The sequence below is a fragment of the Dictyobacter sp. Z7_2 genome, from assembly GCF_057551105.1.
In genome coordinates this window covers 4,188,984-4,212,411 of sequence record NZ_BAAJPE010000002.1, presented here as the reverse complement: position 1 = coordinate 4,212,411, position 23,428 = coordinate 4,188,984, and the positions used below count along the sequence as shown (strand labels likewise).

Genomic DNA, 23,428 nt, shown 5'->3' with positions numbered 1-23,428 from the left:
TGTATCTGTGAGCTTTACTGTGCTTGAAGGCGTAGTATTACTGATATCAATATATGAAGGCACATAGTTGATAGAGTAATAGGAGCCAATGGCGTATGAGCAATAATATCTGGTATTGTAAACATTGCGGGGCAGCCAGTTCACCGGAGCAAACAACCTGTTTTGCTTGTGGTCAAGCAGATACAGAAATAGCGGAACAGCTAATTTTACTCAATGAGCGGTATCTGCTACAAGAGCGGATTGGTGTTGGCGGCTTTGGTTGTGTGTATCATGCTCTCGACATGCAAGCAGATAAACGTTCAGTGGCGATCAAGCAGATCAACTTGCGCGACCTGACCCCTCAGCAGATCATTGAGGCGATGGATACTTTTAACCGCGAGGTTCAACTTCTCAGCGATCTTACACATCCGCAGCTGCCTCGCATCTACGAGCATTTTACCGATCCCGAACACTGGTATCTGGTGATGAGCTTTATCGATGGGGGTACGCTCGAACACTTACTTGAGCAACAGCCTCCATCCTCGCTGTTAGCAGTCCAAAATGGGGCACCTGTCTTGCTCCCACTGTCCGAGATCTTAAATCTGGCGCTGCAACTGTGCACGGTACTGGAGTATTTGCATACGCGCACCCCTCCAGTCATCTTTCGAGACCTCAAGCCCTCCAACATTATGTATACAACAAAGCCAAAGCGGACGTACATGCTGATCGATTTCGGTATCGCGCGCCACTTCAAGCCGGGACAGCAGAAAGATACGATCCCCTTTGGATCTCCCGGTTACGCGGCTCCCGAACAGTATGGTAAAGCTCAGACGACTCCGCAAGCGGATATCTATAGCCTGGGAGCACTCCTGTATTATCTGATCAGTGGTCATGATCCAATGGAAGATCCATTCCATTTTCTCGCATGGTCAGACAAGAGCTCAACGGAACTACGCTCCCTTGAAGCACTGGTCAGCCGCATGGTAGCCCTCGATGCCAGCCAGCGTCCCACCAGTATGAGCGATGTGCAGGCGGAGCTTGAGCTGATCAGTAAGCCTGCTTCCCAACAAGTAATCTGGTCTGCGCCGCAGGGACAAACGCCACCAAACTCCTGGCCGAAGCACGTCAGCTATGGAAACGCTGGTCCGGCGGTACAACCCCAATCTTCTGCCCGACGCACGTTTCTGAGTATGAGTCTCGCCGCAGGGAGCATACTCGCTGTAGGAGGACTATGCGTTGCGGCCTATGAGACTATTCCTCATTCTATACATATTAATCCATATTTCAAGACATATGGATCGCAGGCAAATCTTAAATCTTCTTTTCGTACTTTACCTGCGATGATTGTGGCAAATGGATCACTCCTGATTCAATGTTTCATTATTGAAACGAATACGTCTGCGGCTAATTCCATTAACGTGAACTTTATTGATACAGGCACAGGAAAAAAGCAGAGAGATACACACACGTTTTCATTGCAGACAAACAGATCAATACTCATACCTGCTCCAGATGGTAAAACATTACTGATCGTCGATCAGGATGGTTTTACGTTGCTGTTCAATGTCGCCAATGGCACTGCTCAAAAACTCAAGATCCAACCTTTTACCATCATGGACCAGATAGACTGGTCTCCTGATAGTTCCCATTTTGCCACGTATACCGTAAATGGGGGCATGGTCACAGTCTGGTCCTGCCTTGATGGTAATTTGATAAGTACCATCACAATAGACAACGCCGAAATAACATCATTGGTATGGTCCCCGGACAGTTCGAGTCTGGCTATCGGAGACAACCAGGGAAACATCCACATAGCTGATCCTGTTACCAGTATTGAGCGTATCACCGTTTCTAACCAGGCACAATTCAAAGAAACGGCATCGGATAAGGTCCTTTCTGGTAGCTATAGCAGTGCGCTGGCCTGGTCTAAGAAAGGAATATTAGTTTCTAGCGATATCTTTAATCGCTTCTTTTTCTGGAATATTATGGCAGAAAATACTTCAGTACACATAACATATGCAGGCGTGGTTACTCTCGCGAAGGAGTATTATACAAATTCAATAGTGCAAATACACTGGTCACCGGATGAACGGTATCTGGCTACAATGGACGCCAGTGCTTCGACGGTATACGTCTATGATGTACGGGAAAAGAAAATTATCTATCAACACCACGCTTACCATAACGCGATAGCATGGCAACCGTCCTCCTCCAGCAATTATCAGTTAATCATCGCCAGCCAGAAAACGGCTACGCCAGTTGGTTCCTATTCTACGTCACCACCTTCAACACAATTCCTGTTCCAAAGGTGGAGTCCGCCATAATATCGATGTTTTGCTGGCCGGCAACAATTAACCGATAACTGCTCAGCTTCGGACGCTACTGTTGCCAGGGCGTGGGCAATTGGCTTGTGCCTAACAGGCGAAAGGTAGCTTTGACCGAGCCAAATTGCAACTCATCTCCGCTGTGGAGCATCTCCAATTGATGTGGTTCCAGTGCAACGTCACCTAGCTGCGTCTTATTTTGACTCTTGAGATCTTCGATGTAGAAATGGTCTCCCTTCATGCGAATACGGGCATGCTTGCGCGAGACTTTGCGTACGTTGTCGAATGGGGTGAGATCGATTTCGGGCATAATCTTGCGATGGGGATCGGAGCGTCCGATAATGCTTTCTTGCTCGCTGATCGCGAGGCTGTGGATGACCTGATCTTCCGTTTCGATATCCAGAAAGGCGTAAATCTTAGCGCTCTCCTGCGTCAAGGGCTCTACGCTAAGCGTCTGCTCGTGGACATGCTTCTCAGCATCAGGTCTGGACTTGCGAAAGGTGAACGAGTCCCGCTCTATCAGTTGATCGATGCTGAGCTTGGAGCGGAGCAGTGTTACTTCCCCTTCTTTCATCCCATGGTCAATGTTCAGTCTGGGCCGGAGCAAACTCATTTCGCCCTCTCGCATGCCCGGATCAACGTAAGTTATCGGCCGGTGGATAGTCATCTCTTCTTCGTTAGCTTTTTGCTCGGCGGCGGCCTGTGCAGGTTGAGGCGTCGCTGGCATGGCGCGTTGTAACGGATGGGAGGCGTCGAGCTCTGGCAGCGATGAAAGCACTTTGCCGTTACGCACAAATAGTCTGCGCCAACTGGATGGGTCGAGCGGAAGAAGCGAGTGACGCTGCCGTCGCGCAGCGTCGATCGAGTTGGCGCGGACATCTGTGTCGATGCCACTCGCCTTGCTGATCTGCTCGATGCGTTCCGCGCCGAAGTTGATTGGCGCTGCCTGACTGTACTCCTTGGCGCTGACCTGAAGCCAGGCATGGGTGTCCTCCCGGATGCTGTCGGCGAGTCGACGAATGGCGTCGGTCGCCGAAGTACCTGCGTCCCGCGCACGCCAATACTCAAGGACGCGAGCGCTATGTCCAATCATGCCAGCCATCGCGCCACCACTGGTCAGAAAGTGACCATTGCCAAAGGAATCTCCTGCGACGACGCCGTTGACGGCGACCAGCGGATCGGGTCCGACGCGCTCAACCAGACTAAACAAGGTGGGTCCATAGATCATCTGGACCTTCATGAGGTCTCGCGCCGGAATCTCAAGGATACTGGCGGCCTGCTCGATGTAGTAGTTGTAGATCAGATGTTGGTAGGAGGCGAAAAACTCGGGCGATCCGGTATCTGTCCCTTCGGGCAGAAGTCCCTCCGCAATGGGGTCGAAGGTTTTGAAGTCGGGCACCTGAACCAGGACCCAGCCTACCTCTGGATCATTTTCATGACCAACGGCGATCTGTCTCACCCAGTATTCTTTGCCATCTTGATCAAACTCGGAGGAGATACGTCTCCGTAGGCGACCACCTACAAGCACCTCAAGCAGACCAGCCAGGAAGTCTGCTTGCGCGACAACCTCTCCGCGTCCATCTGCATGATCAACTTTGACATCCTGTTGCTCAAAGCCCAGGCGTCTCGCGTCAGAGCTGTTGAATCCCTGAGCAACCATGAACAATTCGGGAACGCCGATCTCAATCATCTCGCTGTTGGGCTCCCGCACACGGACAAATTGTCCTTTGAAGTCGAACTCCTGGAGGGACTCGATGCGAATCAGCTTGCGACCATCAGGACAATCAACAAGGCCCTCGCCCTTCGTCGGGACCACACGATGATGCGTGAATAGTTGAACGCGGGGCTGCTGATGATTTTCGAGATCTTGCTGCTCCATCCGCTCCAGATAACGGCGCAACAGTTTCTGGATGGAGGCGGCTTCCGCCTGGAAGGTCGATGGGCCATCGAGGACATCAACAATCGAGGTGCGAATCTTACGCGGATCAGGGCTTTCCGGTGGTTTCGGTGGATTCAATAAGGTGATCACGCGGTTCGGTAGGCCATCGCGCCAACGATCATCAATGAATTCAACATCGTGTATGGTGCCCACAATATGCTGGTCTGTATCATAGCCATCAATGATCTCGTCGGCAACGATATCGCCGGCGGTTGTCTGTGGAGTATAGAAACATTCAGCCAGGCGAAATATCTGTCCATTGCCACGGCGGGGGAGTCGTGCCTCCCCATAGCGCTCAAGCATCATCTGATCGATCAGCCCGAGTTGATGGTATAAGTCTTCGCGAATGTTCCAGTGTACACCGAGAAAAGGATCGCCACGCATCTCCACACCTACCGCCTGACGACCCATGGCTATCGTCCACAACATAGCCATCATGTTTGTACCGCCCATGCCTAATGCCAGAAAGTCTGGAGCGACGATTGCTCCATCTACAGCATCCATATATCCTGCCTCCTGATAAAAGTCGCCTTAGAGATCGCTGAAAGAGATCATCAGATTTTATTCACTATAAAAACGTTATGGAGCGCATTTTTTATTGGTCCAGAAAGAGAGGTAATTCACCATTAATCAGGGATCGTATATTTACCCGCAAAGCTGCCTAGCTTCAACATCTTCATAAGCCCAACAAGATGAGATTGCATCTTTCAAGCAAGGATCAAGCATAAATTATTCGGAAGCCGTTGACAGTGCTAGCTATCTCTGCTATTCTGGCGACGCCGCTATGACATATAGATGCTTTCGAATGAGGAGCAGTTCCAATGACACAGGGACCAACGCACGCTATCAACGTCTTTTATGTGTATGCACATAGGGACGAAAAGCTACGTAACGCGCTCGTGGAACATTTGAGTACCTTACGTCGACAGGGCTATATCAATGAGTGGCACGATCGTCACATCCTGGCGGGCACAGACTGGTCGCAGGAGATTGACACTCATCTCACCTCGGCCTCATTAATTCTCCTCTTAATCAGCTCCAGCTTCATGGCCTCGGATTACTGCTACGGAAGCGAGATGCGGCAAGCATTGAAGCAACATGAGTCCGGACAGGCACGCGTCATCCCCATCATCCTGCGCCCCACCGATCTGAGTGGCACTCCATTTGCCAGGCTCCATTTTTTGCCAATAGATGGGAAAGCAGTTACAACCTGGAAAAATCGGGATGAGGCTTTGCTCGATGTCGCTAACGGTATTCGCTCCGTCATCATGGATCTCACATCCGCTCCCGCCACGCCTGCACATCCGCAGAATCAGCCATCGCTACAAGCGCAATGGAACCTTCCCTATCCACGCAACCAACTCTTTACTGGCCGCCAATATACCCTCGACCTGCTGGCAGAAAGGTTCCACAGCAACAAAGCAGCTAACAAAGCACAAACACAGGCGCTTAGCGGGTTAGGAGGCGTCGGCAAAACGCAGACGGCGCTAGAATATGCCTACAGTTTTCGGGATCACTATCAGAATATTTTCTGGGTCAGAGCCGACACACGTGAGAATCTGATTCAGGATTATGTCACCATCGCACGGCTTGTGAAGTTGCCTGAGCAGCATCAATCGGATCAGTTGCTGATTGTGGCAGCGGTGAAACAATGGCTGAGCACTCATCAGCGATGGCTGTTGATCCTGGATAATGTCGATAATCTAGCGATGGTCAGAAATTTCTTACCAGAGATCCATAGCAGTCACATCCTGCTCACGACGCGTGCCGTGGCAGTGGGACGTCTCGCTCAGCGCATTGAGCTCAAGCAGATGAAACATGCAGAGGGCATCCTCTTTCTGCTGCGCCGCGTCGGTATGCTGGAAGCCGACGCAGCACTCGACAACGTAGCTGTGAGCGATCAAGCCAACGCCTTAAACATCGTCCAGGCGATGGATGGTCTTCCTCTGGCCCTGGATCAGGCCGGAGCCTATATCGAGGAGACTGGATGTGGCCTGGCAGGATATTTTGTCCGCTACCAGCAACGACGCCTGGATCTGCTCAAAACACGTGGAGGATATCCATCGGATCATCCAGAGCCAGTCGCCGCCACCTGGTCCCTCTCGTTCGAGAAGGTAGAAAATGCCAATCCGGCGGCAGCCGATCTGCTCCGCTTTTGTGCCTTTCTGGCTCCCGATGCCATCCCCGAGGAGCTGATCACAGAGGGAGCCATGGAACTTACTTCGGCGTTACAAGCGCTCGCCACCGAACCATATCTCCTGGATACAGCCATCAAAGAGCTCTTTCGTTACTCACTCATCCAACGCGAGCCCGAACAAAAAACCCTGAGCCTGCATCGGCTCGTCCAGGTGGTAATCAAAGATGCCATGAGCGAGGATGTATGGCGTGAGTGGGCGGAACGAAGCGTACGAGCACTCAATCGAGCGTTTCCAGAGGTCAGGTTTGAGTCATGGGATCAGTGCCGACGCTTGCTAACTCACGCTCAGATGGGCGCGGATTTGATTGCGCAATGGAGCATGGAGCAGGCCTATGCTGCACGCTTGCTCTTCAAGATAGGTTCCTTTGTGCGTGCTCAGGGTCAATACATTGAGGCCGAACCGCTACTACAACGCTCATTTTCGATAGAAGAAAAGCGCCTCGGTTCTGAACATCCTGCCATCCTGACCGCCCTCAACAATCTGGCATTTTTCTATTTGCAGAGCCCGAATAAGGACGCTCACATCAAGGCCGGGCCGCTCATCCAGCGAGCACTCTCTATCAGCGAGCGGGCTTATGGTTCTGACCATCCTGAAACAGCAACTGCCCTCCATAGTCTGGCACAATTCTATTGGAAACAGGGCCAGTATACAAAGACTGAAACACTTCTCCAACGCGTCCTGACCATCAACGAGCAAGCACTTAGCTCTGACCATCCAATCCTGGCTAATAGCATCCATGCTCTGGCGGCACTCTATCGGGAACAGGGCAGATTTGTTGAAGCCGAACCCCTCTTTCTTCGCGCCCTGACAATAAAAGAAAAAAATCTGGGATCAGAGCATCCTGATATGGCTTCGTTCCTCAACAATCTGGCACAACTCTACGGAGATCAGGGCAGATTTGTTGAAGCCGAAACACTCCTGCAACGCGCCTTGAAGATTTCTGAGCTCGCCTTTGGGTCTGATCATCCATTCACGGCCACAATCATTACTTACCAGGCCACCCTGCATCAGGCACAGGGCAAGAGTGAGCTGGCCGAAGCTCTTTATCAACGTGCCTTGAGGATCAACGAGCAAACACTTGGGCCGAATCATCCCGAGCTGGCATGGCCCCTCGATGACCTGGCACACCTCTATCAGACCCAGGGGAAATATACCGAAGCCGAGCCGCTCTTTCTCCGTTCCCTGACTATCAGAAAGCAAATGTTAGGGACTGAACATCCTTACACCGCTCTAACCCTCAAAAAGCTGGCAGATTTCTATCAGATACAGAGTAGATTTGCAGAGGCCGAGCCGCTCTATCAACGCTCCCTGACAATACAGGAGCAAAATTCAGGACCTGAGCAGCCGTCGATTGTGGATACCTTAAAGAATTACGCTATGCTTTTGCGTCAGTTGCAACGCGAGGAGGAAGCCGCACAGCTTGAAGCACGTGTCACAGCAATACGGACCATCATGGCTCAAGGCAAAACATAATTGCTATTTTTTAGTTATGTTATCCCCTTTATCCTCACCCGGCTTTGGGGTCTCAGGGATTTTGTAAGGTGATCCCGTCTCTTTGAGTTCTTTCTCCAACTGTTTATTGAGGATGACTTTTTCTATATAATCGTTGGCTCCGTCATCTTTTTTCTCCCGATCTTTGTTGTCGGACATACCTCAAGTCCTTTCATGATTTGTAAAAGGCAATCTATGTTCTCCCAGGAAAAAAATGGCACCACGCGGAAAGGAGTCTGATCAGACCACTGGTTGACTCCATAAGCCACAAGAATGAAGTACTCGGCAAGTGCCTGCTGCTCTTGAGGACTCAAGGCGAAAAAGTTTTGGACGAGTTTGGTGGCAAGATCATCAATGAGAACGACAATCCGAGGATTTTGGATAATGGAATGCGCAATATATTGGAGTTTCCCTGATGGCCCCTCGCAAAATGTGACTAGATCAGGATTGGGAAAGGCGTGCCGTCCAAGCCACGTATGAGTCGCTTGTTCCACACGTTCGGTCCATGTGTTTGTCATACCCCGTCTGGCTGTGCAATAGCTGACATTCATAAAGCGAGTAAGCTGCGCAACTCCATCCAGGGAAAAAGGTTGTACGATGGCTGCCTCGATGTGTCGGGGATCAAAAACGATAATCTGCATGAGAAAATCATATTTTATCTCTCCCATAGCGTCCTTGAATGTGCGCACTTCGGGCAATGCCTCAAAATCGCTGATGCCACGCAAGGTCTGCTGTTGCTCAGGGGAGAGATTTATCTTGAAATATTCGCAGTATAGTTGGATTAGCGTCCGCTGATCATGATCGGCAAGTGGTCCGTCAATGTCGAGCATCACATCTATCATCATTCCTCCTCCCCACATCACACAAAGCTGATCAGGCATCTAAAACCACACTATAACATAGTATAATATTTCAACGAGAAAAAGAAATGATGACCCTTTCGCTTCAGGCACACAAGCCACATTGAATCCAACGTATTTTATTGAAATGAAACCTGAGAATCTGAAAGTCCTTTCATTTTATACTCAGCACAAGATCTCTGTTTTGGGCACGATAGTGATCCTCAAATTGAGCTTATCCCGGTATTTTGTCTCTCCCACAAAAAGACTACCTGGCTATATGCCAGCACGATAACATATTATAGACAGCAAACAGAACACTTTTTGAAGCGACTGAAGGTATTTTCAGTCGCGACGCTCACGCGTTTCTTCTTTTATATTCGTTTTCTGCTCAACAATTCAAATTGCAAAGTACCATTTCTGTGGGAGGATCGATTTTATAGGAGCAATTCTGAGAGTTACGTATTAGATACAAAACAAAGAGGGTCAAATAGAGTACCAGAGAGACCCACATTCAATAATAAAGGTGAGATAGATATGTGGTAGTGCCCCACTAAGATGGAAAAGGTCAACTGTGGCCCGTTTAAAGCGGGCCACAGTTGGATGGGCGAGGTAATTACAACTTGATGGCGTTGATGGCATGTCCGTTGACAATGGCTTCGCCTTTGTGGACGCGTGCGAAGGATTTAATATCGGTGGCGTTGAATGCCAGTGCTTGTTCGTTTTTACCGTTGCTGAAATCGATCAAGAGAGTGTTATGTTCCTGGACGAGGAGCGTCTGCACGACGCGGTCGTCTTCGGCGAGTTCGATGGTCGGCAGGCCGGTGCTGGCGCGGCTCTTGGGCGCAAATTGACTGATCGGGACGCGCTTCCCCCAGCCGCTGGCTGTGAGGACGAATAAGCTGGTAACTGCGAAGAGGTTATCTTCTGAGAGTTCGTCGATGGCTTCGGCTGGATCGCTGTCGAGATACGATGCGCTAACGACGACGCCACCTTTTGTCAGGGCGATGGCGGCGACACCTTGTCCACTGCGTCCCTGGCTGCGGAGTTGATCGTCGCTGAAGCGGAGCGTCTGACCGTTGTCGGTGGAGACGATATACTCACCGTGGCCCAGCGAGATGAGCGCGGTTGCGACGCGATCGCCGTCGGAGAGTTTCATATCCTGGACGCCATCGACATCGGCCGCCTTGTATTCGCTCAGCGGGGATTTCTTGACTTTGCCATAGCTGCTAAATGTAACCAGATAACGATCCTCGTCGTAGACGTCAACGGGCAGGATGGTGACAACTTCTTCGCCTGGCGTTAACTCCAGCAGTTCGAAGAGCGCTTCACCCCTGCTCGAACGCGTCCCAGCTGGTACACGATGCGTGGCAAGCTGGCAGACACGTCCGGTTGAGCAGATGCAGAGCAGATAATCCTGCGTCGTGGTCGATACGACCTGACGCAATTGCTCATCTCCACGCACTGGCGTGTAGACCAATGGTGCTTTCTTGCTCTTCTTGAACGTCTCGTCGGGGAGCGCTTTCAGGGCCTGATTGCGGGTCAGGGCGATCAGCATGGGCTCACGCTCATGTAAGCTTTCTACATGAGCAACTGGATTGAGAATATGATTCCCATGTTCGATCACCGTGCGACGCTCGTCGCCAAATTGTTTGATCAATTGCTGCATCTCTTTTTTCAGTGCAGTGATCAATACTTTGCGATCTCCCAGCAGATGCTCCAGTTCGGCGATACGGGCGAGCAGATCTTCTTGCTCTTTGGCATATTTCCCGGCGTCCAGACGCGTCACCTGAGCCAGCGTCATCGAGGAGATGACATCCGACTGGATGGTCGTGAGCTGGTAACGCGCTTCGATCTCGCGACGCGCTGAGGCTCGATCTTCGGCCTGCTGGAAAATCTTCACAATCTCATCGGCATGCTCAGCACCAATCACCAATCCTTGCACGACATGCAGACGTTCCTGAGCCTTGCGCAGATCATATTGCGCACGACGAGTCAACACGTCGATCTGATGATTGTTCCAGTAGTTTAAAAGCTCTAAGACTCCTACCTGCTTGGGCTGGCGTCCAGGCTGCATCGATTCGCCAAACAAAAAGACCATCTGGAAGGAGAGCGCGATCTGGAGATCGGTGTCTTTGTAAAGCTGTGTGAGCGCCTGAGCAGCATCAGCATCCTTGCGCAACTCAAGCACGATACGTGTACCCTTTTCTGTATCGCTTTCGTCACGCATATCGACGATCATGCCTTCAACTTTCCGTGCATTGATGGCTTTGACGATCGATGCTTTGACTTTATCGCGTCCAATCGGCGGAATCTGCGTGACAACCAGGGCACGACTACGCGGCGTCTCTTCCAGACGCACATCGGCACGCACAAAGATACGTCCCTTGCCGGTCGTAAAATAATCCCGGATGCCTTCGGTGCCCACAATGCGACCACCCTGCGGAAAATCTGGTCCGGGGATGTATTCCAGGATCTGATCAACCGTCATAGCGGGCCGATCGAGCAGGGCGATGCAGGCACGCATGACTTCACCAAGGTTGTGCGGCGGGATGTTGGTGGACATGCCTACTGCGATGCCGCTCGATGGATTGACAATCGGCGGGATGCGTCCCGGTAGATAATCCGGCTCCAGCACTCTGGGATCTTGCTTATAGGTTGGCTGCAACGGCACTGTCTCACGCTCGATGTCTGCCATCAGCGCTTCGGCGATCGGCGAGAGACGCATCTCGGTGTAGCGATAAGCGGCCGGCGCATCACCATCTTCGCTCCCCATATTGCCCTGGCCTTCGATCAAGGGATAGCGCAACGTAAAGGGCTGAGCCATACGTGCGGCCGCATCGTAGACCGAGGCATCACCATGCGGATGATAGTTGCCGAGGATATATCCCACCACCTCGGCGCTCTTGACAGTCGTGCGCGAGGAGAGATAACGAGCCTCAAGCATGCCTGCCAGGATACGCCGTTGCACTGGCTTGAGACCATCACGAGCATCAGGAAGTGCGCGGTCGGTCACGACTGAGAGTCCATATGTCGCAAAGGCCTGCGACAGAATTACGGAAAAATCCTCGCGAATAATGCCAACTTCTGAATTATCTGTTTCTGTGATATTACGAGCCATGTCTTTTTACACGTCCAGTTCCTTGATTTTGCGGGAATGCTCAGCCAGGAAGCTACGCCTGCGCTCCGCATTTTTATCTTCCATCAGTTCCGCAACCAGCTTGGCCGCCAGTACGCCATCCTCCATGGTCACACGTTTGAGCATACGGCGAGCGGGGTCCAGGGTCGTATCACGCAACTCTTTGGGATTCATCTCACCCAGACCTTTGAAGCGCTTATACTCTAATCCCTGCGCATCTGGATGGACTTTAATAAATTGCAGACGTGCATCATCATCCAATAGCCACTGCACTTTGCCCTTATACTTCACCGAATACAGAGGCGGGCAGGCGATATAGACATGTCCCTGCTCAATCAGGTCACTAAATTCTTGATGGAATAATGTCAATAATAAACATTGAATATGCAGACCGTCGACATCAGCATCGGTGGCAATAATCACGCGACTGAATTTGAGATGACTGATATCAAAAAAATCACGTGTCCCGGTCCCTAACACGTTGATAATGGTTCTGATCTCTTCGTTCTCAACTATGCTCTTGAGATCAGCCTTGGCTACGTTGAGCGGCTTCCCTTTGAGCTTCAAGACCGCCTGAAACTCGGAGAAGCGTCCCTGACCGGCACTGCCGCCGGCCGAGTCTCCCTCAACGATGAAGAGCTCCGCTCGCGATGGGTCTGAGGTGTTGCAGCGCAAAAATTTCTTCGATAACGTGGTATCGATCAGTTCGCCATTTTTCTTGGTACCAGCGCGTGCCAGTTCTTCGACCAGTTGAGCTTCATTACGAGCCTTCTGCATCTGCTGGATCTTCTTCAACCAGTCCTTGCCGACACTGGCGTTGTTCTCCATCCAGTCTTTGAGACCCTCATCGACGACCGAGCGCACAAGTCCTTCAACCGGAGCATTATTCAAGCGATCTTTGGTCTGGCCCTGAAATTGCGGATTGGTGAGCTTGACCGAGATTACGACGTTCAGACCCTGCTGAATTACTTCTGGTCGGAAACCATCACGCTCACGATTCTTGATCACATTCCATTTAAGTGCATAATCATTGATAACTTTTGTTAGAGCCGCCTTGAAACCGGTCTCATGCACACCACCATCACGCGTACGAACAGCATTGGCATAACTGTACATCGAAATTTTATAGCCAGTCGTAGGTTGCAGCGCAACCTCAACTCGGACATCATCTTTATCTTTTGAGATGCTAATCACATTTTTAAATAATGGAGTACTCGTCGTTGTGGCCAGATCACGCACATAATCGGGTAAGCCATCACGCGAATAAAACGTACGCTCTACCGGCTCATTGCTCACATCGTCCCAGGCATTCAGATGGAAGGTGACGCCACGATTGAGATAGGTGGATGCCTTGAGACGACTCTCCAATGATTCAAGAGAATAATAAACATCAGGATCAAAAATAGTATTATCATAGATCCAGCGCAATTGCGTCCCATGGAGCCTGGGATCACAGGGCGTAATTTGATGTGGTAAGGCTACTCCACGACTAAACGTCTGCATAAATTGTTGACCATCTTTCCAGATGATCAATTCGAGTTTCTCGGAGAGCGCATTGATGACGGTCGAACCAACGCCGTGGAGCCCGCCAGCGGTTTTATACGCTCCTTCGGCGAACTTGCCACCAGAGTGCGGCACGGTCAAGATCACGGTCGCCGCCGGAAGGTACTCACCCTGATACAACATGGGATCAAAAGGCATACCACGCCCTTCGTCACGAACCGTGACCCATCCTGCCTCATCGATCTGCACCCAGATATTTTTGCCGTAGCCAGCGACCGCCTCATCCACGGCATTGTCCAGCGCCTCCCAGATCAGATGGATCAGGCCGGACATGGAGGTCGAACCTATGTACATTCCTGGACGATGTCGGATGGCTGCTATGCCCTCAAGGACCTGGATATCTGCGGACGAATACGTATCCGCACTCTTTTTTGAGCGTGTTGGCTTTTTTGCTTCTACTGTGTTTGGAACCATATCTTCTGTAATTTCACTTGTTCTCCTTGTGGCAAAGAGAGAGAGTTGCTCATGCTTGGCATCCGACTCATCTCGCATAGGAGGGAGTGCGTTAGGGGAACGAAACATCTACCCTTGTACCTCTCTTCAGAATGCTTTGATTGCTTATTCAGCATACAGCCTTCATTCCCGAAAGTCAAGACACGATTCGACCAAAAGTTCTAGACTCTGCAAGATGATAGGCAGCCCTTTTTTCTCTTCGTTTCTGCAAAAAAGAGAAGCGGAATCGCGATTCTATCTTTCATAAATCTGCCACCGTTTTAGTAGTGACGCTTGCAACATTATAAGGCGACATCGCAAATGATCAATAGTAAGATACCTTTGGGCTATAGCCACGGTCCAGGAAAGTCGTATTTTGCATCCGATAGTCAGGACCATTATCATCTACTTACGCACCGATCGCCAGAATAGTTACATGCCCACAATAACCCAGAGACGATAGAATTCTATTCCCTCTCCACCAAACAGACCCGGAAAAGTCACAGCCAAAGGTCCTCCCAGGCAGGTTGACAGATCACGCATAAGTGGGGAGTTTGCGTTTTTCTGCGGCGCGAATGATCAGGCCGCCGGTGAGGACAAAGATGCCGTAGGTCAGCCCAATCACCAGTAATGGCAGACGAAAGTTGATCTGGTAGAGAGGACCAAAGCCGCTGTTTCCGATAAACGCACCAAAGAGTCCAAAGGTGGTATAAAGTCCCTGGATGCCCGCTCGCATGCTGTTGCTGGCCGATGCGGCAACGTGCGCGTCAACGGCGGGCTGGATGAGCGCGTAGATAGCTCCATGCACGGCAAAGAAGATAACAACCACCATCCAGGTATTCGCCAGGCCATAGATAAGGTAAAGCGGCACCTGCGACAGACCAAATGTGAGAATAAGTGTCGAGCGACGCCGTTTGTCGGCGATACGGCCACCGATCGGCGACAGGATCATGTTCGGGATCGCCCAGAGCATGTAGGAGAGCCCAATAATCGCGACGGAAGCCCCTAAATGATCATGCATCCAGAGAGGCATCAACGTCAGATCAAAGCCCACGTACAGATAGTCTCCAAAAGCAATCAGGTACGCTGCTACCAGAGGCGGCGTAAAGAGTAGTCTATACGTCACTAAAGCCGTCTGACGCTTCTCTCCCACGACGCGCATGGCACGCTCAGGGGTTTTGATCAATGTCACAACGACGACAACAGCGATCAGACGAAAGACCACCGCTCCGATAAATGGCATCGAGTAGCCAAGCGAGGCCAGAGCACCACCGATACCAGGTCCCAGCAAGAAGCCTCCATTGAAAAAGGCGCTGAATAGACCATAGGCTTCTCCTTGCTGCTCGGGTGGCACGGTATCATTGATCATAGCACGTGCAGGCGGCAGCAGGGCCGCAGCCGCGATGCCTTCGAAGAAGCGCAAGACCACAAATGAGACCGGATCGGTGATCCAGAGATAGACGGCCGCCAGGATCGCTTGAGCAAGCAGCCCAACCACCATCACGCGCTTGTATCCCCAGCGATCGGCAAGCCAGCCAACTGGATACTGGAAGACAAAGTTTGAGATCAGATAGGCTGAGGCCATAGCCCCAATGATTGCCAGTGAGGCTCCATGGGATTCGGCGTACAGCACCCGTACAGGGCCAACCATCCCAATACCAGTGTAGGCCGCAAAGACTACCAGCGAGATGGAGATAAGGACGCGGTTATGCAGCAATGGATTTCTGGTAAGTGGCGCAATAAAATGGACAAGACCTTTTGTCTTGCCTGCTGCCTGATCGGCCCTGGACATGATTTCCTACTTTCAGTGTCTAACACATGAGGAGTGTTTGTTGAGCAAGCTTACATCAAAATATGAATATATATAGCCACAGTGTATCACAACTGCAGAGGCCCTCATACGTAGTAATGATAGGCCCCACTACGCTGGCTAGCAAGATGTGATACTATAGAAATAATCCCACAAGCAACAACTCAGGATGCATAAAGAAGATGATGAAACCAATCACAGGACAATACGAATGTGTGCATAGCTCAGGAGTAGGATTAGACTACTTTACGTCACGCATCGATCGTCTGGTCGTCCAGAACAACGGACGTTTCGTACTGACCACCCAAAATCACAGCCGTGCCGCTAACGCCGCCAAATCCTTTCTCCAGGGGCAACAGGCACCGACAACGGTCGCCGAAACACGTCTGGAAGGGGGCTATACGCAGCAGGGACTGCTCGTCAGCATGCAATTCGACAACGGCGGCAACGAGCAAGCGCATCTGGCCGCCGACGGCTCGGCGATGCAGATTGGTCCCAACTACTTCACCAAAGTCTCGGACTCAACGATCTTACCACCCACCCATCGCCTCAAAAAAGATATGGAAGATATCAACAAAGGACTCAAAATAGCGAGCACGATCGGCGGCATGGCGGTCAAGGCGACAAAAATGGTCCAGGGAACTTTGCAGGCCGCGCAGGGCACGAGTACAACACAGTCGACGCAGCAGCCAGCAGTTCCACAGACAAACACTCCTACTTATGTGCCACCCGCACAACCAGTGCAACCAGCACAGCCTGCACCGTCGATACCTACGCAACGCTCTGTGCCACCACCTCCACAGCCTGCGCCCGCACAACCCGCATCAGCAAACGCGATTTTCTGCGATCAATGCGGAGCACGTATACGACCCGGCAAACGCTTTTGTAACGTCTGCGGCGCCCGCTTTGCCTGAGGAGTGTATCCCAAACATCCCCGGAAGGCGATGGGGTGAGGCGCCCACCGACGTAGCGGCGCGGCTCCGCCGTGCTGTCTGTGACTCGTACAACCACGCTCCTCATGAGGTTCCATTGAGCGATCTTCCCACGGTGGGACGTTGTCGTGCGTCCAGTGACAGCACGGCGGAGCCGCGCCGCTACGTCGGCTGGCCTGGCTTCTTCAGGGGTCATTTCGCGGCGTCTTTGGTCAACACCTCATAGGCAGCGATGATGCGCTGCATCTGCTTGGGATCACCTCCACGATCGGGATGATAGCGCTTGGCTAGTTTACGATAACGGCGCTTGATCTGATCAGGAGTGGCATTCAGTGGGAGTCCTAGCACCGCCAGCGCCTGCTGGCGTTGCATATATGGTCGTGCCGGATTGGCTGTGCTATGCCAGAAGGTTCTTGCGCCTATCCGCATGGCATCCCACAAGAGAAAAATGATTGATTTTGGCTGTCGTGAATTCATGTATGATATGTTTCCCAGTCAAATGACATCAATGCTATGGCTAGCTCATAGATCAATTCAATTATACTTCCATACTATACTCGATTTGTTCGGATAATGAAACGTGAAGAGGTTATTACTCGTGAATAAGGAGTCAGCTATAGCATTCAATCGTAACCGTTTCTTCAAATATTTGCAACGCGATTATACTAATTATCACAAGCACAAGATCCAACAGGGAGGTGTTACATGGCAAGTGAAACGCATCATGAAGACCATTCTTTCAAGCACAAAGCGACCGGACTACTCTCGTCAGCAGGAAAAGGGGCCAAACCAATGAGCGCGTTCTTGCGCAAGTTTAGCAATGATTGGGCAACGACGTTCTCGGCCGCTCTGGCCTATAGCCTGCTCACAGCGATGTTACCGATCGCCATCGCCATCGTCGCAGTTCTAACCTTCGCCCTCATCTTGATTCCGGGACAACAGGGACACGGCGCCTCTATTCTGAACGGCATCAAAGGTATACCGGGGCTGGGCGATGCTCAGAAGAGTCTGGTGGAGAGCGTTACGCAACGCTTATCACAATCGGCAGGCTTTCTGGCTGTTCTGGCCACAATCCTGGCGATCTTTGGCGGATCAAGACTCTTTGTCGCCATGGAAAATAGCATGGACATTATCTATCGCGTGCGCCCTCGGCCAATGATACGTCAGAACCTGGTCGCCATCGGTATGATGCTCATTTTCACCGTTCTGGTCCCGATTATGGTGTTTGCAGCCACCTTGCCTTCAATCATTTTGAATCTTGTCAAAACCAATCCAGAGCTAAAAGCCATCCCGTTTCTCTCAACCGTGGCCTCCAATAGCGTGATCGCGCTTTTAGCTGGCTATGCAGGGGGGTTATTAGCTGCCTTCCTCCTGTTTGAAGCCATCTACATGATTGTACCGAACCAACGCATTCAGCTCAAAAAAAGCTGGCAAGGAGCGATTGTAGCGGCGATCCTGCTGGAATTATTCATAGCACTCTTCCCACTGTACATCGGCCATTTCATGAATAGTTACTCGGGACAGATAGCCTTCACAGTCATCTTGTTGGCCTTCTTCTACTACTTCGCCCTCATTCTCATGCTGGGAGCAGAAGTCAACGCATTCTTCTTCGAAGATGTTCAACCACTCCCAAACAACCTCGCCACCTTTATCGGCACGATGGGAGCGCGTTTGAATGACGATCTTCCTGATGAGGAATCGCCTCATCATATTGATCCCAAGCCAACGGAGAAGGCCGACGATAGACATATCGCCAGATCACGCCAGCAAGAAGAAGAGAATCTCCACTTAAACATGCAGAAACAGGAAGAACACGTTCAAAAGCTGACACGCAAGGAACAGAAAAACAACAACAAAAAAGAAAGTGATACCAAAAGTCTCCCGACAGCGGTCGCCGTGATCGGAGGATCAGTGTTGGCCCTGCTAATCGAAACGTTACGGCTGCGTCAGAGCAAATAGGCGCTGAACAATCTCGCCAGCCAGACCATCCTGCTCCGTTTTGCCCTGGGAAGACCGCTTTCTGCTGGCTTCCCAGGGCAAAATCTGAATGGCCATAGAAAACTCCCAATCTCTTATCTCTGATAAGAAAAAACTTCATATCCCTCCTCGTGCTTTTCTTGACGCACGCTAGACTAATCTGCTACACTTTGACTCGACTGAAAAAAACCTCATGCAAACATACAAGAGAAACAAGTGGTCGACAATCAAAAGTGATGCGTGCGCAAGCAGTTCATAATGAAGAGGTTAAAGAGCACATGAAAAGTGATCGTCCATTAACCGGCCATGGTCAGGAGCATACACGCTTGCTCAAAGCCTTGCGCGAAAGTGAACTGCTCCGAGAACTGGCAGAATTGCTAGCTTCTTCACTCGACCTCACCCGCATTTTACAGGTACTCGTCAAGCGAGCGACAGAGGCTTGCGAAGTGTCACGCTGCGCCGTCTGGCTCCTCAACGAAAGCCAGACATATTTTCTCCCATCAGCCTATCATATGACTACGCAGAGTATGACGGGCAAACGCCTGAACATAGCCGATCGGATGTGGCATCAAGGAAAAATCCCCTTCGAGAGTCCCACGATCCAAAAAGTGTTGCAGCAAAACGCACCACTGGCCGTACACGATCTCAAAACCGAACACGCTCTGACCGCCATGGCAGATAAGTTTTTTGTACGCTCCATCCTGCTCGTAGTGCTGATGCGAGAAGATCGTCCGGTTGGCCTGATGTCACTCGATAATCCAGGGCAAAGCACGGAGTTTTCTCATGATCAGCAGCAATTAGCACGCGCAATTGGACAGCAAGCGTCAGTGGCAATCGACAATGCTCGTCTCTATCAGGAAGCACAACTGGAGAAGCAACGAGCAGAACGCTTGATCGCCCGCGCACAATCCATTTATGAAGTCGCAATGGCGGTCAACTCAGGCGAAGAGCTCTCGCATGTCTTAGAGATCGCCGCTCGCCATCTGACCAAAGGACTCTACGCGCAACGCGTCACGATTGCGCTACTTGAAAGAGAGCGACTTCAGTTGGCTAATCAAAGCGCTCTGGCCTATTCGTTGACGGCACCGCCGGCTCTACTCGCAACGTTCCCGCAATGTGTCGCGATCAGCCAGAAGCAGACGCCACAATTTATCTATCATGATCAATTCACAGATGCCGAGAAGACCTGGTTTCACTACCTCGGCATGGAAAACGTCCTGATCGTCCCCCTGCTCGTTGGAGGCACCCAGGCACAGCCAGAAACGGTTAGCCCCAAAAGACAATACAGCCAGGAAAAAAGGTGCGTGGGTTTTGCCTTTATCAGTTATCCCCACAAAACACGCTCCCCCTCAGCCGGCTATATTGCCTTTGCGCAGGACATCGCAGCCCACTGCGCACTTGCCATCGATAAAGCCCATAACCTGTCAGAGACTCGGCGCGTCGAGGCGCTGGCGCATGAGCACGCCAATACGCTCGATGCAGTCTTCAATGCCATGACCGAGGGATTGATCGTGCTTGATGTACAGGGAAAAGTCCTCTTGAGCAATCATAACGCCTCGCGCTTCATCGACATTACGCGCACAACAAAAAAACAGCTGGCAAACTATCTCCAACACCATCCCATGTATACACTCACGGGAAAACCACTCGCCCCCGAGATCTTTCCCCTCACTCGCGCACTGGCCGGTGAACGTATTCGAGGCGAACGCTTCCTCAGCAAAAATCCTGGCGGGAGTGAGCATGCCATCGAAGTCAATATCGAACCATTACTGGATAATCATCAAAATCGCATCGGGATCGTGAGCGCATTTCGCGATATCACCGAACAGGTCCGGGTAGAGCAACGCATCCGCCGCGCATTAGAGTTTATGTTGCACGCCGCCGAAGCCATCTCTGGCATCACCGAGATCAAGGAGATACTTTCTCGCGTGCTCGCCATGACGCTGACAACGATGAATAGTGAACGTGGTCTCGTGCACATCTACAACGAAGAGCAGGAACGCTTCACCCCGCTCCTCTCGATGGGATTTATCCCGGAGGAGCTCACGCAGTGGCTCCAGAAACAGGCTCATTGGCTCATTCCCGACGAGCAGCTCAATCATTATCAGTATAACGATTTCTTTAAGCACATGAGAGACGGTCGGGCAACGCTGATTAGTGAAGATCAGATATCTGATGATAACCACAGCATAACGCATCTACTCGTGCTGGCTACACCTATCACTTATAATAAGCGCTTGCTGGGTATGCTCCTAATCGATCGCTCAACTCTCTCCAAATATGATCCATCCGCAGTAGCCGAGGATCTAAATGCGACGCGCCCGCTCACAGCGCTCGAATTCAATGCCTGGGATATGACGATCCTGGAGGGCATTGCCCAGTTCACAGGTCTGGCGATTGAGCAAACGCGCTGGCAGCAGGAGGCCGAGATCGCTCGCACCAATGAGGCCACGATGCGTGAATCAAATGCGCTCAAAGACGAATTCCTGGCGATTACGGCGCACGAATTTCGCACGCCATTAACCATCATTCTGGCACACAGCCAGATGATGTCACGCCTGCTCGGCAAAGCCAGCGACGTCGATCCCAAACTCCAGGAGCGCCTGAACGAAAGTATCTCCTACATCGACGAGCAGACGCATCAGCTCACCAATATCGTCAACACATTTCTGGAGGTGACACGCATCAACCGGGGACAGATTAAACTGGTCTCAGAGGATCTTAATCTGGATACGTTGCTCAAAGACATCGTTATGAAGCACGGTACAACTTCACCCAAACATCAAATCAGTTATCGCGTCGCCAGAAGTGCCAGACCCTATATGATACGTGGCGATCAAGCGCGACTGCAACAGATCTTTGTCAATTTACTCCAGAACGCCATCAAATATAGTCCGCAAGGGGGACCGATCACTATCTCCCTGCAACATCGACACACGAAAATCGAACCTGATAGCTTCGAAATTAGTATCTCAGATAAAGGGATCGGCGTACCACTGGAGGCGCAACAGCATCTCTTTGAGCGCTTCTATCGCGCTCCGAATATTGGACAGAGTCAGACAAGTGGTGTGGGACTGGGCTTATATGTGGTCGCGGAATTTCTACGCTTGCATGAAGGTTCAATCTGCGTCAAAAGTAGCGGCATCCCCGGCGAGGGCAGCAGCTTCGTCGTGACGTTGCCCGCATTGGACAAAGATCATCCATCACGGGCATAAAGGATGCGATTATCCTCGACGCCGACTCCTCTTCCCTGCCGAAGAAACATGTATCGGCAGTTCAGCCTCGACTGGTGCCGGGACAGCTACCGTCACACCTGCCTCGACCGCCGATTTCTTCCTGATCAATAGTTGACACAACACTTCTCCCAGACGAATACCAGGCCGCTCGATACACTGATAGAGGACCACTGAGAGTGGAATAGTCGTGACAATGATCCATAGCAAAGCTGCACTGTACTGTGCAGTTAAACTCCATTGCAGGGACTGAAAGCGCGGTAAAAGTACCGAGACAAAGTACAGTACAAAGGGATAATGCCACATATAGAGACTGAAAGAGATAAAACCTGACCAGCGAAGCGGTGCCCAGGCAAAGGGACGCCTGAGTTTTGCTGAGCCATGTAACAATCCGAAGAGACAGAATGCGTAGCCAAGCGAATAGCCAACCTGCATAAAAATGTCCCGATAACCCGTCAAAAAGGCCTGATAGGGGTCCAGAAAATGAAAAGTTTTATGAATCATGTAAATCACATAATAATGCCAGATGTTAACGAAAAACAGGAGAACTATGCCTGATCCGAACAGGATAGGACTCAGACGCTGTACAATCGTCAATTGCTTGCTGGTGACGGGCGCATGTTGAAAGTAGATATACACCATCGAGATCAGCATGCCAAGCGCAAATGACTCAAAAAACTTTCCGACGGTCCCGAAGATATAGGGCCGCAATGCCTCAGCGATGCCATGAGGTATCAGGAAATCCCACTGATGCGTGTCAGCTACCTTGAAGCCCCAGTAGCGGATGAGCATTCCCCAGGCAAACATTACGATCAGACAAGTAGTCAACTTGATCAAACGTAGCTTCAATGAGCCCCAGGCCACAATCCGACCCATTACAGCTGCAAGCAACGGTAGGAGCATATAAAATTGAAACTCGATAGCCAGAGTCCAGAAAGGCGTATCCAGCTGCTGATAGGTCAGTGGGAAATCCATGCGCAAGGTCAGAAAGAGCCACAATTTATTCCAATATGCAGGTTGCAAAAAGGTCGGATTGACAAAGAGCAGCATCAAAAACAGGGCCACATAATAGCCTGGCAAAATACGAAAGGCACGCCGCAGATAAAAGCGTCTGAGCGAAGGCCAGGCGCTATCGAAGAGCATCGCTCTGGCAAAGGGCATAAACAGGAGAAAACCTGAAAGAAGAAAAAAAAGAAGCACTCCCGATTCGCCAAACAAAGCCAGCGAACTGAACATAGCCCCCCCGTCATCGAGATACGGATACCAGGCATGCGTAAAGAGGGTCCAGAGGTTTAGATGAAACATGACAACTCCCAGACAGGCCAGACCACGAACACCGTCCAGGGCATAAATCGGATTTTTCTGCTTCCCATCCTCCAGGGAGCGTGTCACCGATTGACTATAAGTGTGTGCTTTTTCTGCTACTTGTTGACGCCAGAGTATAAGCGTCTCATTCCTTTTCCACATCAAACATCTTCCATTTCATTTCGTTAATTTTGCTGCTTTGATTCTAGTATAAAGCACACAAAAAAACGACTGAAGATGAAAGGATGATCCAGACGGTCGAGCACA

Annotated in this window: 13 protein-coding genes; 6 read left to right on the top strand and 7 right to left on the bottom strand. The window is 51.0% G+C overall.

All coding sequences use genetic code 11. The annotated features are described in order from the left end of the window. Nucleotides 1-95 precede the first annotated feature (95 nt). Nucleotides 96-2,303 carry a protein kinase domain-containing protein gene (locus AC27N8_RS31090; protein WP_487072815.1) on the top strand — a complete coding sequence of 736 codons (2,208 nt, stop codon included), beginning with the start codon at nt 96-98 and terminating at the stop codon, nt 2,301-2,303. A 55-nt stretch (nt 2,304-2,358) separates the two neighbouring features. Here AC27N8_RS31090 and AC27N8_RS31085 read toward each other — a convergent pair whose 3' ends face one another. Continuing rightward, entirely contained in the window at nt 2,359-4,746 is a 2,388-nt protein-coding gene (locus AC27N8_RS31085; RefSeq protein ID WP_487072813.1) for an FHA domain-containing protein, read from the bottom strand. A gap of 317 nt (nt 4,747-5,063) precedes the next feature. Between AC27N8_RS31085 and AC27N8_RS31080 the strand changes: the two genes are divergently transcribed. Continuing rightward, complete coding sequence (locus AC27N8_RS31080) at nt 5,064-7,913, top strand: tetratricopeptide repeat protein (protein ID WP_487072811.1); 2,850 nt, start codon at nt 5,064-5,066, stop codon at nt 7,911-7,913. 122 nt (nt 7,914-8,035) lie between these two features. On the opposite strand, the gene AC27N8_RS31075 is transcribed toward AC27N8_RS31080, so the two are convergent. The 4 genes from AC27N8_RS31075 to AC27N8_RS31060 all read right to left on the bottom strand — a co-directional run bounded on the left by AC27N8_RS31075 (nt 8,036) and on the right by AC27N8_RS31060 (nt 15,696). Then, a complete protein-coding gene (locus AC27N8_RS31075) occupies nt 8,036-8,776 on the bottom strand; it encodes a hypothetical protein (RefSeq protein ID WP_487072809.1) in 741 nt (246 codons plus the stop codon). A 610-nt stretch (nt 8,777-9,386) separates the two neighbouring features. Then, nucleotides 9,387-11,891, bottom strand: a complete 2,505-nt coding sequence (locus AC27N8_RS31070; protein WP_487072807.1) for a DNA gyrase/topoisomerase IV subunit A — start codon at nt 11,889-11,891, stop codon at nt 9,387-9,389. Nucleotides 11,892-11,897: 6 nt separating this feature from the next. Continuing rightward, the gene (locus AC27N8_RS31065) at nt 11,898-13,994 is read right to left on the bottom strand and encodes a DNA gyrase/topoisomerase IV subunit B (protein ID WP_487072805.1); all 2,097 of its coding nucleotides are present in this window, start codon (nt 13,992-13,994) and stop codon (nt 11,898-11,900) included. A gap of 445 nt (nt 13,995-14,439) precedes the next feature. Next, the gene (locus AC27N8_RS31060) at nt 14,440-15,696 is read right to left on the bottom strand and encodes an MFS transporter (protein WP_487072803.1); all 1,257 of its coding nucleotides are present in this window, start codon (nt 15,694-15,696) and stop codon (nt 14,440-14,442) included. A 200-nt stretch (nt 15,697-15,896) separates the two neighbouring features. Here AC27N8_RS31060 and AC27N8_RS31055 point away from each other — a divergent pair, with 200 nt between their 5' ends. Both AC27N8_RS31055 and AC27N8_RS31050 read left to right on the top strand, forming a co-directional pair. Beyond that, nucleotides 15,897-16,628, top strand: a complete 732-nt coding sequence (locus tag AC27N8_RS31055) for a zinc ribbon domain-containing protein (RefSeq protein WP_487072801.1) — start codon at nt 15,897-15,899, stop codon at nt 16,626-16,628. Further along, a complete protein-coding gene (locus tag AC27N8_RS31050; RefSeq protein WP_487072799.1) occupies nt 16,621-16,872 on the top strand; it encodes a hypothetical protein in 252 nt (83 codons plus the stop codon). The genes AC27N8_RS31055 and AC27N8_RS31050 overlap by 8 nt, the downstream gene beginning before the upstream one ends. Here AC27N8_RS31050 and AC27N8_RS31045 read toward each other — a convergent pair. Beyond that, nucleotides 16,839-17,123: a J domain-containing protein gene (locus AC27N8_RS31045; RefSeq protein WP_487072797.1), complete on the bottom strand. Its 285-nt coding sequence runs from the start codon at nt 17,121-17,123 to the stop codon at nt 16,839-16,841. The two genes, AC27N8_RS31050 and AC27N8_RS31045, sit on opposite strands and share 34 nt — an antisense overlap. A 228-nt stretch (nt 17,124-17,351) precedes the next feature. On the opposite strand from AC27N8_RS31045, the gene AC27N8_RS31040 reads away from it, so the two are divergent. Then, nucleotides 17,352-18,605 (top strand): YihY/virulence factor BrkB family protein, encoded by a 1,254-nt coding sequence (locus tag AC27N8_RS31040; protein WP_487072795.1) that lies wholly within the window; start codon nt 17,352-17,354, stop codon nt 18,603-18,605. Nucleotides 18,606-18,901: 296 nt separating this feature from the next. After that, a complete protein-coding gene (locus AC27N8_RS31035; protein ID WP_487072793.1) occupies nt 18,902-21,838 on the top strand; it encodes a sensor histidine kinase in 2,937 nt (978 codons plus the stop codon). A 9-nt stretch (nt 21,839-21,847) separates the two neighbouring features. Here AC27N8_RS31035 and AC27N8_RS31030 read toward each other — a convergent pair whose 3' ends face one another. After that, on the bottom strand, nt 21,848-23,323 hold the full coding sequence (locus AC27N8_RS31030; RefSeq protein ID WP_487072791.1) for an acyltransferase family protein: 1,476 nt from the start codon (nt 23,321-23,323) through the stop codon (nt 21,848-21,850). Nucleotides 23,324-23,428 lie beyond the last annotated feature (105 nt).